This is a genomic window from Schauerella aestuarii (assembly GCF_009866805.1).
Taxonomy (GTDB): Bacteria; Pseudomonadota; Gammaproteobacteria; order Burkholderiales; family Burkholderiaceae_B; genus Schauerella; species Schauerella aestuarii.
The window spans coordinates 693,336-709,135 of sequence record NZ_SIZW01000039.1; the positions used below are offsets into that span (position 1 = coordinate 693,336).

Sequence of the window (15,800 nt, forward strand, 5' to 3'; positions counted from 1 at the left end):
CGCTTTCAAGAAGGCAAGCACATGAGCGGCGATCATCAACATGCACACGGCGCAGGGTTGCCGCAAAGGCAGCTCTCGATAGCGTTGCTGCTCACCGGCACCTTCCTGGTTGTCGAAGTGATCGGCGGACTTATCACCGGCAGCCTGGCCTTGCTGGCGGATGCCGCGCACATGTTTACCGACACGGCTGCACTGGCGATCGCCCTGATCGCCATTCGCCTGGCGAAGCGGCCGGCCGATGCGCGGCGCACCTTTGGCTACCACCGATTTGAAATTCTGGCGGCCGCCTTCAATGCCGGCTTGCTGTTCGCCGTGGCGCTTTACGTGCTGTACGAGGCCTACCGACGCTTCTCGGATCCGCCGTCCATTCAAACCACGGGGATGCTGATCGTGGCGTCGGTCGGATTGATCGTCAATCTGATCAGCATGAAGCTACTGCAAAGCGGGCAGGGTGAGAGTCTCAACGTCAAAGGCGCTTATCTGGAGGTGCTGAGCGATGCAATTGGCTCTGCCGGCGTCATCGTGGGCGCATTGGTCATTCGATACACGGGCTGGAGTTGGGTCGATTCGCTGGTTGCCGTCGCCATCAGCGTCTGGATCGTGCCGCGCACCTGGCTGTTGCTCAAGGCCAGCGTCAACATCCTGCTCGAAGGCGTACCGGACGGCGTCGAGATCGAAAAAGTGTCTGCCGCGATCTTGAGCGTGGACGGCGTGCGATCGATCCACGACCTGCATGTGTGGGCACTTACGAGTGGCAAGGCGTCCCTCACGGTACATGCGGTGGTTGATGACGGTATCGATCACTACCGCGTCACACTACCTGCGATTCGCGAGCGCTTGCACGACGCTTTCGACATTGCCCACGTGACGATTCAGTTTGAGTTGGAACCGTGCACTCAAGCCACGTCAACGCTTCATTATTGAGGGCAGGGCAGCGCGGGCATCGTCAAGCACCGCTCGATAGGCCGGCGTTGTCCGGTTCGCGCTGGATGGAGAACCCCACCTCGCTCCAGCTAGCGCCACTTCGCGCAAAGGTGTCGCCGCCATGCATCCTGGCGATGGCGCGAACGATCGCCAGGCCCAGGCCGTGACCCTCTGGACGATCTGCGCGTGCGGAATCGCCACGGTAAAAGCGATCGAAAATCTTGCCCAGCATGTCTTGCGCAATGCCATCGCCAGGATTGCGCACTTCGACCTGTACGGTATTCGATTCGCAGCGTATCCAAATGGAGATATTTTGCCCGCTTGGCGTGGCCTTGATGGCGTTCGACACCAGATTGGAAATCGCGCGCCGCATCAGACGGGGGCTTGCCGTTGCGCGCGCGGCCCCTACCACTTGCACAGAAATGTTTGCGCTATCGAGCATTGCCTCGTAGTAATCGAGCACGATCGCCACCTCATCTCGAACTGAGATGACCGCGCGATCCAACGCCGGCTCGCCTCGGTCTGCACGTGCCAGAAAAAGCATGTCGTTAACCATCAGCTGCATCGCTTCGAGCTCTTCAAGATTGGAGGAAACGACTTCGCGGAGTTCTTCCGCCGATCGCGACCGGCTTAGTGCAATTTCCGAACCGCTGATCAGCGTGGCCAGCGGGGTGCGCAGCTCATGCGCGACGTCGGCGTTAAAGCCTTCCATCTGACGGTAGGCACCTTGCACGCGATCCAGCGTCTTATTAAATGCAAGCGACAACTCGCGCAGTTCCCGATCGATACTCTCCACGGGCAACCGCACGGACAGATCGTCGGGCCGTATTCGTGCGGCCTGTTCGGACAGACGGCCAATCGCCGACATGGATCGTCGGACAGCCCAAGCGGCAAAGATCGAGACGCCGACCACCCATATAGCGCAGATGACCATCAAGGCCGTACCGAACGCATACAGCAAACGATCGCCAGTAACGGTATCCGTGGCCACGATGAGCCGGTAATCGGTGAGGGCGCCCGCAGCAAAGGCAGAGGTCATGCCTCGCATCGCGTCGTCGGCAGGCGTCATCACGCGATACTCCCCCTCCGACGTGCTCGGCTGAATCTGGGGGAGGGCTCCGCCATAGACCGACGCCCCTGATGGATCAATGATCCATGCTTTCAGATGCTCGTGCCCACCCAGAAGATTGTCAATCGAGCGATAGAAGGCAGGCAGGTCCTGCGATGCGTCTTGCAAACGCGCCAAGTGCTGAATCAGCTCGATCTTGCCCGATACTTCGGCAATCTCCTGGTGGCGCACCTCATAGTTCAACACCCGAAACAACATCCAGCCGGCGGTACACGACCCCACAAGTGCAATGGCACCGAAGACGACAATCAGACGCGCTTGAATCGACGAAAGCTTGAAGAATTTCACGCTGTTCGCAGCTCCAGTACGTATCCCATGCCGCGCACCGTGTGGAGCAACTTGATCGCGTAATCGTCATCCAGCTTCGCGCGCAGGCGGCGAACGGCCACTTCGATAACGTTCGTGTCACCGTCGAAGTTCATTTCCCACACTTTTTCCGCCAACACAGTGCGGGACAGCACTTCGCCTTGCCGCCTCAGCATCAACGCCAACAGTGTGAATTCCTTTGCGGTCAGGTCAATCCGGGCACCAGCCCGGGTGACCTTGCGTTTTGCAAGGTCCATCTCAAGATCCGCCAGCTGCAACACCGTGGGCTCAGCTGCGCCACGACCGCGCCGCATCACGGCCTGGATTCGTGCCAACAACTCGGAAAAAGCAAAGGGCTTGACGAGATAATCATCTGCACCGCTTTCGAGGCCGCGAACGCGATCTTCAACAGTGTCCTTCGCCGTCAGCATGATGACGTGGGTAAGCTTGCTCTGGCGCAACGCAGCCAAAACTGCGTAACCGTCCAAGCCTGGAAGCATCACATCGAGCAGTACCACGTCGTAATCGCCTTCACGGGCGATATGCAGACCATCCACACCGTTGCGTGCCACATCGACGACGTAATTGTTCTCGCTTAGCCCCTTGTGAAGGTAGTCAGCAAGCTTTTTCTCGTCCTCTATAACTAGAATACGCATTAATTTTTCTCGAGTCCAACATTTCAAAAAAAGTAATTTAAATGTCCGAAAAATGACGAGCCTAATTATATATAGTGACTCAACATGTGCAGCATCATCAATGGGATTGGATTTTCAATCCATGAGGAGCTGGAATCATCAACACAAACTAAGGGTTCTATATGAAAAAAACTTTCAATCCAATTTTCTCGTTTCTGCTCCTTGCCGTCGTGCCAACGTTAAGCGCAACTGCCGCTTCACGCGAACAAGTCAATGCTGAAAACATAGAGGCTAAAGCGAGCGGCTTCGTACAAACGTCAACACTCGATTATCCTCCCGCCACAGCGCAACGCCTTACAGGCACCAAGACACGTTCGGAGGTAAAGGAAGATCTCACATTGGCAAATGAGATTGGAGCCAACAGCTTCGGCGAATTGGACTACCCTCCAACGCAGGCTCTAACGCAACAAAAGACGCGCCGGCAAGTTGTGGAGGAACTGATAGAAGCTAAACAGACAAATTGGAAGCCGTTCCGTGGAATGGGGTACCCTCAAACGGGACGATGAGACCTGATCGCTAACTCGATAGTTGCCAACACGATACGTACCTTACCCCGATTTTAGTTCAAACCAATTGAATTTATCTGCGAAGATCTTATTTTTATTAAAACTTTCATAATTCCAACCGTAGCATTACTTTTTTGTAATAAAAGAGACGGCTCACGAATTTTTATGATTTGTAGTTATCGAGACACACATTGAGCGGGATAGCCTGTTGGCCGCACCAAAGGCAATGGAGATCGGCAAATTTAGGCAGCACGGAACCGACTGCAGTAGAGGTTGCGGCTGACATGACCATTCGACTTCCATGCATGTCTCTAGAGGTTGTAGGAACTAGCGGAAATCAAAGCCCTCGCATCTAGCGTCATAACGCTGTGGATAAAAGACCACAATTCCATTAGTCAGCTTGAACGCTCGGGGCGGTCTACATCCGTTAAGTGAGTGGCGACGTCTCGATGTAGACCCGTCGCAAGATGAAAGCTCGAAGTGCGTGTGAGCCGTTTCACGCTGGTCACCAGGGAAGGAACGCTCAAAGTCGACCAAAGGAAGATGTCGCGGACACGGTACTCGATCGATGCCTACAATCTTACATACTTCTGGGTATGTAAGATTCTGCTCAAACACGGCGTTTTTGTACTTGTATTAGAACCCCCAATATGCTGCCATTGGCTTTATGGAACCTAAAAAACCGAACCAATTAGTCCATCTAAGCGACTTCGATGTTGCCAACTATTTGGGCGACGAGGAATCAATTTCGATGTATCTCCAGCTCGCCTCGAGCGGGCCACCGGAGCATGTTGCGCAGGCTATCCGCGACGTGGAGCGAGCAAGACTAATGAACGCCGCGCGAGCGTTGGTCCGCGATAACGGTAACGACTGATGTGCAGAAGGTTGTTGGGACGAGATGGATGATGACGCTCAAAAATGTCACATTCGATCGGTTTTGGACCCGAGATTCGTAAGTCGGCTAGCTCGCGCAACGAAACGGTCCGCGCCGAGAGAGATCGGCGATCACGACACCTCGGCGGTTTTTCTACCCGATCTTTGGGCGAGGAGGTTCAGTCTATTTGAAGGCAGTCTCTCTTAACCCTATGGGGAGCCCATGGTCACTTCAACATATAAGCGCCGGCGAGACTCAAGGACGACGGAGGTTCGAGTTGCAGGAACAAAGGCATTTTGGAACTTCGCCGAATGCAGGCTTGAACTCAATGAAGCTGACCGGCTCCAGCAAATTAGAAGGGGCCTTCCTGCCTACCTTACCCGAGCAATACGCTACACGTTCGATCTAGATGATGGTGAACTAGCTCTCTTGTTGAACGCATCGATCCTCACATTGCAACGACGGGTGCGTGAAAATCAAGCGCTCGATATGGTTGCTTCCGAGCGCCTTGATCGCCTCGCTTTGCTATCGCATCAGGCCGAAGGCGTCTTCGAGGATCGAGATGCTGCTGCCATATGGCTGTCCAAGCGCAACAAGGCTCTAGACGACAACAAACCGGTTCTGCTCTGCGAAACCGAGATTGGCGCAAGGCAAGTTCGCCGTGTTCTTCAATCGTTAGATTGGGGTGAAGTCGCTTAACACGAGCGCAAAGAATCGCTGCATATCGGTTAAGGTCGTCATCAGGAAAAGGGCGGCTAACGACAACGATCATCAAGATTGGCATGGCGCTACAGTCGCCTACCAAATTCGCCAAATCTTGCGATGCCGCGCATTGCCAACTGGCCTTCAGGCTTGTGGGTTCTTGTCATAGGTGCCGTCACGACACGATTGCGCAGTGCAAGACCGGAGAGATCATGTGGCTCAAAAAGCTTCTAAAGTTCTTTACTTTCAAGCTTGATAAGCATGCTGCAGCGTTTAATAGCGCGATAGAAAACTGTTGTCAGGCTCATCGTCAAACCGCTGCCTTGTCAAACGGATCGGGGCATGATCGATTGCTTCACGGTGAATAGGGCGGTTGCCGTCGACGCAGAGCAGTAGTGTTGAACCGAAGACTCTTGCTATGGGCAATGACCGAAGCTTTGCCTCTATCTCTTGACTTTCGTTCTCTCCAACGATTGATCCTATTTCTCGGGCGGCGGGCGTCGATGGGTGCTCAACGAAATTGGAGTTCCGGTCGGAACGTTAGAGCGTTGTACCGAGTCTTCAGAGGCTGCTGACGCACTGAGACAGGTTCCGGCGTCTCCATTCCGAATCGAAAGCGAAGAGTCTAGCGCTCTACACTCTGACAGGATTTCATCGGTTTCTGGAAAAGTGATGAAACATCAGTGAGGTTTTCCAATGTGGTCATCGGGGTGGTCGGTACGTTGCGGAGGAGGTAACACTTCTAAAAGACAGCCGGGAAGTCTAGATTCTCTCGCTATTTGAGGGTAGGCTCAGTTCACATAAGAATTGTGCGAACACATCACGCCGCGCATTTGGCCCATGCCACTTCGTATACGGCTGTCGCGCGATGCGTTGATCGTCGGCCTTTAGCCAAAAGCATTTGAAATGTCACCCAAACCCCGCCACGAGCGGGGTTTGGCACGTTTGGAGCAACTCCGCAACGCTCCTACCACCCCTCATAGCCCATGACTTCCTTGGGTGTATGCAGTGCACTTGGAGATATCAAACATGAACAAGCTTGATGAGTCCGAACGTCTTGATCGATTGGTTGAAAAGTACCCGAGAGTATTCGCGGAGGCGACGTTGCCATTTGGGTTGCAATGTGGACCTGGTTGGGATCCGCTTATCGCGTCGCTATGCGAGCAACTTGACTTAGTGCTTGTTGGCTCCGGCGAAGGCACCGTCGGGATTTCACAAATCAAAGAAAAGTTTGGCAGCTTGCTTTTCTACTATGACCCGAAAGGCATCGATGACGGTCGGCTTCGGGAATCTCCAGCGTGGTCGAATTCTTTCAGATGGCAAGTCAGCGAGTTTGCGAAGTATGCGGACAACACGGGAAATTGCGGCGCAAGAATTGGAGCCGGACACTCTGCGCGTCGTGCGCGATCGCAGCGGGCATCAGTCCAGATAGCTGATGCTCGTAATCAACATTGACTTAGAGTTCGGACTGGAGAGACATCTTGCAAGTCGTGGCCGCAATTGCTTGGTGCGGGCTATTGCCTACGCTTTTTGCAAGCAGCGACGACCTCGGAAGTGGTTTGATCCGCACGTAGACCATCACTTCTGATTGATAGCCTCGGATTCGTACGACACGTGGGAATGACTCCTAGTTTGCAAGTGGCGACTTGATGACTAGGAAGCCTCGCCGAGTCAATCGCAGTACGAGCTATCCAACCAATTGAGATTGAGATTATGCACGCGAGCAGACCTAACAACGCGCGGCAAGACACTGGCTTTTCGCTCGCTTCAATTCTTGTGCGTTCCGGTGCGCACCGCGATATAGATGTCGCGCTGAAAGCGTTCGGAAGCGCTACAACGATGGAACTCATAGCGCTTGAACGATCGGGTGTAGATGCCTTGTTCTTGGCTGAGCTTAGCTCGCAGATGCACTTGCCAAAATACAAAATCTTCGAACTTATTGGCCTGAGCAAAGCCCGGGCAAGAACCTACATGCGAGCGAATGGAGCGGTGCGCGGTGTGCCAGGTATGGCAGCGATCGCCATCATCCGGCTCGCATGTGATGCACAACGCATGATCGAAGACAGCACGGCACCGGCCGCACGCGGCTTCGATGCACTGGTGTGGCTTGGCCATTGGCTGGTCTTGCCCCAACCCGCCTTAGCCGGTGCAATGCCTTGCGAGTTATTGGACACGTCGACCGGCGTCAGGTGCGTCTGCAGTGTGTTCGGTGCGATATCGAGTGGCGCTTATCAATAGTCCGTCTGCCGCATTAGTGTCGACGTTGTCGAAACATTGCGGAGCTAGTAACAGTTCTGAAGAACGAGGCACGCATCAAACCTCGTATCTACTTAGTCTCGCGTCAAGTCATGTACTAGGAGAAGTTCAATCATGGAAATGCCAGAAAAGTGTGAGCGAGTTGACCTCTTCGCCAAGCGGTACCCACTGATCTTTGCTAAGGCAGATTTGCCTTGGGGCCTGGAGTGCGGAGTTGGGTGGGACGCTCTTTTAGCATCGATGTTCGATAAAATTGAACCAGTGCTCGCTGTTGCACCGAAAAGCAAATTTCGGCCTTTGCAGATCAAAGAGAAGTTTGGAGCACTGCGTTTCTACTACGAGGCAAAAGGCTTCGACAAAGAGTCGCAAGCGAAGATTTCGGCAGCGGTGGATGAAGCGGAGACAGCTAGTCAACGAACATGCGAGGTGTGTGGCCAGCCTGGAAAGATTCGACGTACGAATTGGATACGCACGGTCTGCGACTCTTGTGCAGACAGAATCGCAGCGAATGACGTTGACTAGGCCAAGCGCACTCCAATTCATACCGGGTTCATGTATTGGCACGTAGCCTACTGCGCGAGCGGACGTAAGCGGGGAAGTGACCTTCGGCTAACCCAAATTGCTGTCCACTTGTCGCCTCAACGTCATGTACGCGTCGTAGTAAATCCCGCGATGCATGAACGGCCTTCGGACTATCTCGCGAACCCGACGTAGGGTAATCCTTTCGTTTCTTGAACTGATCAGGGTCATAGCCTTGCTCACCTCTTCGTGGGCTAGGCGTCGTCGTTCAAGCTTATCCGCAGCTAGACGATCTAGATAATTTTTTTGAATTTGAGCAACCTGCCTTGGGTAGCGTTGCTGAAGCGTCTTCCTGTCCATCATTACGCTCCTTGCCACCTCGGCGACGCTAGGCGGGGCTTCGGCGCTCACCGCGATTCTGATCAGCCTTTCAACAGAACGTTGAGATTGCCTCACACGCCGAATTCTGGGCGCATAAAGGATCGATCCGATGCTGTCTGCTTCATTGGGTTGTGCTTCGCCTTCAAAGATCGATTTCAGGCTCACATTCGCCGATGAGGCTAATGCAATTAGTGCGGCTAGTGGAGGTCGTACTTTTCCGTTTCTCCAGTCCGAGAACTGCCCCTTGCGTAGGCCGGCCGCTAGAGCGCCTCGAGATAAGTTGCCCTTGCCTAGCAAATTTGCTGTCCTAGTAAGTCCGGCAGATAGCAGCGTTTTATTGGGTTCAAACCCTCCACTAATCAGACTAATTAGACTTCCGACTTGATCCGCGATCCAGACTTGGTGCGCCGAGGCGTTGGCTGGTTTGGAAGGTTTGCACTTAAAGCCAATGCTGCCGCAGCGATTGCAGACACCGGGTAGCACTAGTTTTCGAGTCTCATGAAGCTTGTCGGTGCCTGGACTCCCGCAGACCGAATCGACGAGGCAGACTTTGTGGACTGGACATGCAGCAACAGCGAGAATAGTCCAAAGCAACTGTTCATGTGCATCCGTTAGAGAGACCGAAACACAGACAGGACAATGCGCTGGACGCTTACGATGCAGCCCATGGTTTGAGATCACCTCGGACAGAGGGGCCAGCGTGGTAAGCAGAACTGAGGGTTCACCCGTGCGATCAGCAAATGCCTCTGAGAGCATTGATGCCGTGTTTGACGCTCCTGACCCCATGGATGGCGTTCTTAATCGAGCCAGAATGTCGGGGACAGCACCCGGCGAGGCCGTCGAACTTAGCGCGAAGGCCGAGAGGACATACGGCGATATGCAGTGTGCATCGGCTAGCCGACGCACGTAACTTTGGAGTGACTCAGCAGTAGAACGGCCGAGATCGCGCGGGAGAAGCTTGAAGAATGGCTTAGCAGGGACAATGGTGGAGACATAGTCAGGAAGAAAATCAACTTCTTCGTCGGCAGAGCTTTGATAAGTCACTGCTGCGCTCCGCCTCTTCGTATCGCCTTATCGAGATGGTTCTGTGCAGCCTTATCCATCCAGTTCCCTCCGTATGCCAAATTAGCAACCTTCGCTTCACCAAGTTCGATCTCTCTTCGTATTTGCTCGCGAAGACCAGCAGACTTGATGGACTTAATAAGGAAGGCGGTATTCCAAACCCCAGAGCTCCGCAGCTGAAGCAATAATGCCCCCCTTAGAATATCTTTCAAAAGTCCCAAGCAACCCAACGAGTACTCCATAAGCTCCTTTGTTACCGCAACAAAATTCGGTGTCTCCTTGCAGGGATAGTGCTGTTGCAGCTTCGCGAGTACACGCCGGAATTCAGCAACGTCATCTGCCGAATCGACTTTATATCTCTCGAAGTGGACGACTTCGGCTCTTCGGGCAACTTGCGCGTATGCCTCGGCTAGCCCCGCCAGGTCGTAGGTTCCTACCAGCAAAATTTTTGTTTCAGTCATATCGGCAATGGATTTGAGCGTATCCATCACTGCGGTGTAATTGCCAAAGCGCAGTAGATGGTAGGCCTCGTCAATCACCAATACCCTTACTTTTCGATGTCTTAGAACATTATCGAGTGAGGTTCGTAGCGCTGCTAGCGTTGAAAAAGATCCCGATTGTTTGAGAACGTTGCCTCCGGAGATTTCTCTGGCTAGCTTTTTATCAGTGAAAATGTCTCCGGCGCTTTGAAGCGCATGCGTATACAGCGATTTCCATGATAGGGAACGATCGCCGTTCGCTGGCGCTGGAACGAAGATGTACGGTATTTGATCATTCGAGCATTCAAAATCAGCGGAGTTTTTAATCACCAAAGAATGTAGAACACGAAGGCACAAGTTCGTTTTGCCGATTCCAGTTGGACCGATAAGGAAGATGATGTTCGCTGGAGCCTCGAGATCAGTCAGAATCTGCAGGGTACTCATCATCTCCCCCATTTTCTTATGTCTGACTTGCAAGGCTCTGAAGCTCTTCAGCAAGACTTCGCGATTTGCCTCAGTTTCAGGTTTTTCGGCTTGGTTATTTAAAGTCATCGAAGTCGTCCCAAATGGAGTCGTCGGCAGGTGATGTCTGCAAGCTGAGATCGCTATTAGCCTCGGCCTCTGCTGAGTCTTTACTCGTAATCGCATCTGGCGTAACTATCCCTCCTAGATCTGAAGGCGCATCCTTAGATGAGGATTCGGCGATTTCCACATCCTCGAGAGCATTGAGCACGAGCCCCACATTGAGGTACAGCGCCTTTTGCTCTTTCTCTTGCTCGCGCAGTCGAGGGTCGTAATTCGCAGGCTCGGTAAGCGTGTGCATACGGGACCCACGAGTGGCTGAGCCTGAGTCGTCCGCGGCCCTTTTATTGGCTTGCCTTCGCTCTTCCCGAAGTGCAACCTGGTAGGCATACGGTGTTATCCCCGGGTTGCGCCGAATGTTCCGGAAGAGGGCGGAAATCCATCGACCTCGAAAATGCACGTAAATTACGTCATGATTCCAGGGCTCAATTCGAACCTCGACACTCTCAGCCTTTCCCGCTGCCTTGAAGGCATCGTTCCAGTAGCTTCGATTGCCGGACCAAACTCCCAATTTATTATTTACCTTCTTTACTGATTGAGGGCCGTGCGGTGAGGTCATTAGCACCACGTTTTCATCAAACGGAATCTTCACATGCTCGCGCTTGCCGGTTTCCGCATGTAAGTTAAGTTCAAATTGACCTCGTGTAATGCCTAGTACGGGATGGATTCTCCGAAGGTTAATTTCTTTAAAGAAATATTCGTCCAGCGCATGCCAGAGCGCAACCAGTGTCCAGCGCCTCCGTCGAAAGGGCTCAACTGACTTTGTCGTGATTCTTGCCTCTTTTAGAATGCGGGTATTGCCTTCCAGTTGAGCAATAAAGTCTGTTTCCAAAGCTCCGAAAGCTCTCTCTACGAGAGTTCCGCCCCGCGGTTTTCCGGGTGGGCGATGACGCATGGTGATGTTAAATATTCTGCAGAACGTTATTAAGGTTTTGGATCTGAATTCGGCTCCTCCGTCCAATACAAGGATTTTTGGAAGGCGATTGTGGCGACGAACGTAATCACGGAGGAGTAATAGGACCACAGTGGAAGAGGGGGGCCAATAGCCTACGAAGAACGCTCTTATTAGAGTTGTCGCGCCGTCAACGGCAAGTGATAGATATGGTTTCCCCAGATCGCTTCCATTTGGGCCCGTTGTTGCAAGGTTGAGAACAGTGTGGTCGACATAGCAGACCTCATGAGGAAGTACTCCATGCACGGGCTCTTTGCAGTCGAGATAGAGTGGAATTGCTCGCTCGGAATAGTCCTTACGCTTGCCGGCTCGAGCGCGTGTGGACCCTAGATTCTTTAGGTGTTTACGAAAGGTCTGAATGCTTGCAGCCTCCACGTTTGCGAGAGCGCATTGCCGTGCGTATTCGCTATATGAGGCTATTGTCGACCGCCCTTCAGGCGTGTTGTAGAACTTCCGAATGACATGCGCCATCAACGTTTCCGTCTCTTCGCTGATCCGGGCACTGCGATTACCGCGATCGCGGAAACGGGGAATCAAAGCGATCAGTTGGTCGCAAATGTTTGTGAGCCCATTCAGACGCATTGCCCATCGTGCTCTAGTTCTGACTGGCGTCGTTGGGCTGTGATCTTTGATGATTTCACGACGGCGCAAGGCTAATTCGAGTTCCTCGGTCGAGGCATCAGCGAGACTTTTGATTTTTTGTATTGGACTATGGAATGAATCGACAGCTGCCGCTGATGCCATAACTGTGACTTGAGAATGGAAGAGATCTTCGATCAGGAGTGATATTTGTGCATTTCCCTCTCCCTGCAATCCAACCTCTTGGCCATGAATAAACCGTATCTTCCATGTCTTTCCATGATAGATGACTTGCGTACCTACTTCGATTGTTTTACTCATACCAGGATAAGGAATCGTCAGGTCCGTCTGGTTTTCCAGCTCTTCGTGTATGAGTGCAAAGTTGCGATTCCGATGCAGGATTAGTGATTCGGTAAAGTCGAGGCGGGATTTTTTTAAGTCTACAAATATGAGCCCTGCAATCACAGCTTTGAAGATGTCATCAGAATTAACCTCATTTAATTCAATCAGATCTTTGAATCGAATGCTTGGTTCATTGTCAAACACCGCTCGAAGGTTGGTTTCGGCCTGTGGTGATAAAGGCGGGGCGGTTTCAAGGAGGTAATCGTCGAGAAATCGATAGTTGGCTATCTCAACACGTGGAATATCAAAATCGCTTAGCGTCCGATGCATCACGCCATATCGCGAGAAGTACTCTTCAGCTGGTCGATAATGCCAAGTATGAGTCTCCGCATCTTTCTGGAAATTGCTGTGATGCTTTTCCAGAGCTCGAAGCCGAGATTCTTGCTTCCATTCGATCATCTCGACGTGCGTTTTACGCAAGACCATAAAGTCAGGGGTGTGATTTACCTTGCCCGAACGACGGCCGTGCTGGTCGATTAGTGTCAGCGACACGGTGGTCGGCTGTGCGTAAAACTCCAGCACTGAATCGTCCATGTCGTACATTGCGGCTGCCGGAGCTTCAATTGTCCGACTCTCTACGCGCACGAAGCGTTTATGCATCTTTCGGCTTGCATACCAAACGACGCTGTTTCCGTACTGATTTTTCGGCGTACGAGCGGGATCGCCATCGCGGACGCGCCTCACTAATTGACGCCCTTGTTCTGGAAGGCTTATATCGAGAAAATATTGTTCGAGCTGTGCACTGTTCAGCATGACTTGACTCCTCTTGCATAAGCTTGCGTTCAGCTCCATCTGTTGCCTGCTGTATTTGAAGCAGCGTGCAAACCTAGACGTATGTGCTTATTTGGCTACCCGCTACACAGCGAGGCTGACCGCAGAGTTATGCGTCCTTCAATTATTAGAATTGTCGAGAAGGAGCAGCAAGATGAAGTGTAGGCACGAGTGTGCCCGTGGACAGCTTGACGAAGCTATCCCAATCCATTAGGATCATGCGTAGGGTCTGATACCTAAGCAAGGTCCAAAAAGCCAGCAATCTCCTGCCAGGGAGCTGCTGGCTTTCTTGCGTCTATCTCGTACGTTCGTGATCTATTTCTGTGGTGGCTCCATGTGGACGTGAGATTCCTTGCCCGAGTCTCTTACCGAGATCGGGGGTGCAAAACTGCATAAAGGAATCTGGTCGTCGATTTTGCCACGAGATTGTTGACGCTGCAAATTGGAGGGTGTCTTATGCCTTTGATTTAAAAGGATTTTCATGCTGTTTTGGTGGTCTGATCTTGCATGATTAGCCGTTTTCGATCCTTTCCTAGGCCGCGCCAAGGGTTGGCATATGCGACATGTCGATCGATTCAAGGTTCTTAAGTTCGGCAAGGATGAATGCTGCGAGCAACTCCGAGGCAGTTTTGATCATAAGTATCGTGGTGCTCGTCCGCATGCGTGGCGTCAAATGAGTTGCGAGCAGGGAGAGTGGCCGAAAAATATTTTGAGCTGATGAGGCTGCGATAATCTAGCCGCATCGCCATCGTGCCAAGTTATGGTTGCGATTTTGAAGGTCGGCCAATATTTGATTTCGGGAGCGCTTCGGCGATGGCGGTTTTACAGCCGGAAACTGTCACTTTCAGCCGCTAATTGGTTTCCCGGGCAGCCACTTTATGGTTTTTTCCACACGGCAAGTCGTGCTCAGCCGCCGATGAAGACGGTCTCCGAGCCTTCCGCGATCTGGCCGCCGCATGAAATCTTATCCCCGATCCTGCCGGCAGGCTTGCCGTTGATGAACACCGAGCTCGATCCTGCCGCCAGGTTGCGCGCATGATCGGATTCGTCTGGGCGGGCATGCGGCGCGAAGGGGTCGCCTTCACGTACGGCGGCGCGGCCGTCGATGCTGACATCGGGCGAGGCGCCGGTACACGGGGTCGGCGGCGCACCGTCATGGTCGGAGGCGTGATCGTTGAGTCTGGCTGCGGCGGGCATCGGGAGGGCGGTATTCCAAAACAGGTTGTGCGCGATGCACAGGTTCGGCGCTCAGCGCCGGGCGTCCGTCTGGTCGAGCTTGATTTCGCGATGGGACAGGAATTGTTGAAAGTCCTTGGGCAGAGCATGTAGCGCTGCCGGCGAGCAATCCATCGACACCTGCTCGCTGCGTGCTGCCAGGGAGACGCATACCTTCATCTTGTCTGCCAGCAGATGCGGCACGAAGGCCGACAGGGTCTTGTCGTCGAGCAGGAACGCGGGGTTCGTCGATCTGGCGGCGATGAAGAAGGCATCCTCCGGGGAGGCTGCCGACGGCGTGGCCTCGTTCCACGCTTGCCATAGTTGTTCCTCGTTGACGCCGTCGCACCATGACAGCGATGCTGCGCCGACATGCGTCCAGCCGGCCGCCGCGCACAGGCTTACCCAGGACGCTGCGGGAATGGATTGCAATTCCCGCCGGATGGCGATTTCTCCGTCGCCAATCAGCGCCGAGATACCGGCCGCTCGCTGAGGCTGCGCCGTTCTGACGAAGCGGGCAAACAGGTTGGCGTTCGAATGTTGAATGCGCCACAGATCCGGCATGCTCTGGCCGCCTTTGGACAGGATGGCGCCGGCCAATGCCGGCTTGCTGGGTTCGATTGCGCTTCGGGTGTTCATTGGAATCAAGGGATCGGTTGCTGCATGAGGCGGGCAGGATTGAAGTGGGTTTCTTCGATCGGGCAGCCCGCTGGGGGCAGGCCCTGCAAATACGGATGCAGGTTTGGAATTTGCCGATAGGGCTGGTCGTAGCCCGGTGCGCTGTTCTCCACCACACACCGCGCACGCGCGCTGGCGCCCAGCTCCCAATAAAGATTGTGAGGGCGTTCGACGCTCCAGACGCCCGCGGAAATTCCTACGCCACCGGCGACCAACCCCGTCCCGGCATTGGCGACCGTCGCCCTAAAGAAAAAATCGCTCGTAAACCCGCCCGTGATGCCGTCGTATCCTTCGATTCGGTAGATCCCCGCGGCACCGACGGCCTCGATCTCGGCACCGGCGATGCCCCCAGGCATGCCGGCAAGATCGTCGAGCGAAAAAGGCTTGTTCGCGTAGACCAGTTGAGGGATCGCCTTCTTCATGCGCTCGTACAGCGCCATGCCGCTGTTGGCTGCGCCTTGTTCACGCTCCATGGTGGCGGCATCGTCGATTTTCTTGGCGTTGCCGGCGACATCGTTAGCTTTCTCGAAGGCCAGGGCATCCCTCGCGACGCCGCCCGCAGCCTTGAACAGCTTGCCGATGGGAGCGCTTGCGGTGATGCCGCAGTTCAGGATGTTCACCACGCTGATGGCCATGCTGTCCAGGCCAAGAAAAATAAAGCTGTGGTAGCCGCAGACCACCGCCAGGCTGCCTTCATAGGAAATGAGCCAGCGTTTGGATTTCGTGCTCATCGCACCCACCCAATCGTCGGGCTTCATCAGGTCATTGCCAAATGGAAATTCGGTGTC

14 protein-coding genes are annotated in these 15,800 nt (G+C 53.7%); 5 read left to right on the forward strand and 9 right to left on the reverse strand.

Annotation, left to right across the window (positions count from 1 at the left end):
• Window positions 1–21: 21 nt before the first annotated feature.
• Window positions 22–924 carry a cation diffusion facilitator family transporter gene (locus tag EYW45_RS06110; protein ID WP_161134447.1) on the forward strand — a complete coding sequence of 301 codons (903 nt, stop codon included), beginning with the start codon at window positions 22–24 and terminating at the stop codon, window positions 922–924.
• A 22-nt stretch (window positions 925–946) separates the two neighbouring features.
• On the opposite strand, the gene EYW45_RS06115 is transcribed toward EYW45_RS06110, so the two are convergent.
• Window positions 947–2,341 (reverse strand): heavy metal sensor histidine kinase, encoded by a 1,395-nt coding sequence (locus tag EYW45_RS06115; protein ID WP_161134448.1) that lies wholly within the window; start codon window positions 2,339–2,341, stop codon window positions 947–949.
• Window positions 2,338–3,015: a heavy metal response regulator transcription factor gene (locus tag EYW45_RS06120; RefSeq protein WP_161134449.1), complete on the reverse strand. Its 678-nt coding sequence runs from the start codon at window positions 3,013–3,015 to the stop codon at window positions 2,338–2,340. Before EYW45_RS06120 ends, EYW45_RS06115 begins: the two co-directional genes overlap by 4 nt.
• Window positions 3,016–3,176: 161 nt before the next feature.
• On the opposite strand from EYW45_RS06120, the gene EYW45_RS06125 reads away from it, so the two are divergent.
• The 3 genes from EYW45_RS06125 to EYW45_RS06135 all read left to right on the forward strand — a co-directional run bounded on the left by EYW45_RS06125 (window position 3,177) and on the right by EYW45_RS06135 (window position 6,591).
• On the forward strand, window positions 3,177–3,560 hold the full coding sequence (locus EYW45_RS06125; protein WP_235938873.1) for a hypothetical protein: 384 nt from the start codon (window positions 3,177–3,179) through the stop codon (window positions 3,558–3,560).
• 1,096 nt (window positions 3,561–4,656) lie between these two features.
• Complete coding sequence (locus EYW45_RS06130) at window positions 4,657–5,133, forward strand: antitoxin Xre/MbcA/ParS toxin-binding domain-containing protein (protein ID WP_161134450.1); 477 nt, start codon at window positions 4,657–4,659, stop codon at window positions 5,131–5,133.
• A gap of 1,032 nt (window positions 5,134–6,165) precedes the next feature.
• Window positions 6,166–6,591 carry a hypothetical protein gene (locus EYW45_RS06135; RefSeq protein WP_161134451.1) on the forward strand — a complete coding sequence of 142 codons (426 nt, stop codon included), beginning with the start codon at window positions 6,166–6,168 and terminating at the stop codon, window positions 6,589–6,591.
• Between the two features lie 312 nt (window positions 6,592–6,903).
• Here EYW45_RS06135 and EYW45_RS24480 read toward each other — a convergent pair whose 3' ends face one another.
• Entirely contained in the window at window positions 6,904–7,251 is a 348-nt protein-coding gene (locus EYW45_RS24480; protein ID WP_235938875.1) for a hypothetical protein, read from the reverse strand.
• Between the two features lie 255 nt (window positions 7,252–7,506).
• Between EYW45_RS24480 and EYW45_RS06145 the strand changes: the two genes are divergently transcribed.
• On the forward strand, window positions 7,507–7,914 hold the full coding sequence (locus EYW45_RS06145; RefSeq protein WP_161134453.1) for a hypothetical protein: 408 nt from the start codon (window positions 7,507–7,509) through the stop codon (window positions 7,912–7,914).
• Between the two features lie 87 nt (window positions 7,915–8,001).
• On the opposite strand, the gene EYW45_RS25005 is transcribed toward EYW45_RS06145, so the two are convergent.
• The 6 genes from EYW45_RS25005 to EYW45_RS06175 form a co-directional block, all read right to left on the reverse strand.
• The gene (locus EYW45_RS25005; protein WP_161134454.1) at window positions 8,002–9,336 is read right to left on the reverse strand and encodes a TniQ family protein; all 1,335 of its coding nucleotides are present in this window, start codon (window positions 9,334–9,336) and stop codon (window positions 8,002–8,004) included.
• Window positions 9,333–10,385 carry an AAA family ATPase gene (locus EYW45_RS06155; RefSeq protein ID WP_161134455.1) on the reverse strand — a complete coding sequence of 351 codons (1,053 nt, stop codon included), beginning with the start codon at window positions 10,383–10,385 and terminating at the stop codon, window positions 9,333–9,335. Before EYW45_RS06155 ends, EYW45_RS25005 begins: the two co-directional genes overlap by 4 nt.
• A complete protein-coding gene (locus EYW45_RS06160) occupies window positions 10,372–13,101 on the reverse strand; it encodes a TnsA endonuclease N-terminal domain-containing protein (RefSeq protein ID WP_161134456.1) in 2,730 nt (909 codons plus the stop codon). Before EYW45_RS06160 ends, EYW45_RS06155 begins: the two co-directional genes overlap by 14 nt.
• 924 nt (window positions 13,102–14,025) lie before the next feature.
• Window positions 14,026–14,316 carry a PAAR domain-containing protein gene (locus EYW45_RS06165; protein WP_161134457.1) on the reverse strand — a complete coding sequence of 97 codons (291 nt, stop codon included), beginning with the start codon at window positions 14,314–14,316 and terminating at the stop codon, window positions 14,026–14,028.
• Between the two features lie 51 nt (window positions 14,317–14,367).
• Window positions 14,368–14,934, reverse strand: coding sequence for a hypothetical protein (locus tag EYW45_RS06170; RefSeq protein ID WP_161134458.1), 567 nt, complete (start codon window positions 14,932–14,934; stop codon window positions 14,368–14,370).
• 44 nt (window positions 14,935–14,978) lie between these two features.
• Window positions 14,979–15,752 (reverse strand): hypothetical protein, encoded by a 774-nt coding sequence (locus EYW45_RS06175; RefSeq protein WP_161134459.1) that lies wholly within the window; start codon window positions 15,750–15,752, stop codon window positions 14,979–14,981.
• Window positions 15,753–15,800 lie beyond the last annotated feature (48 nt).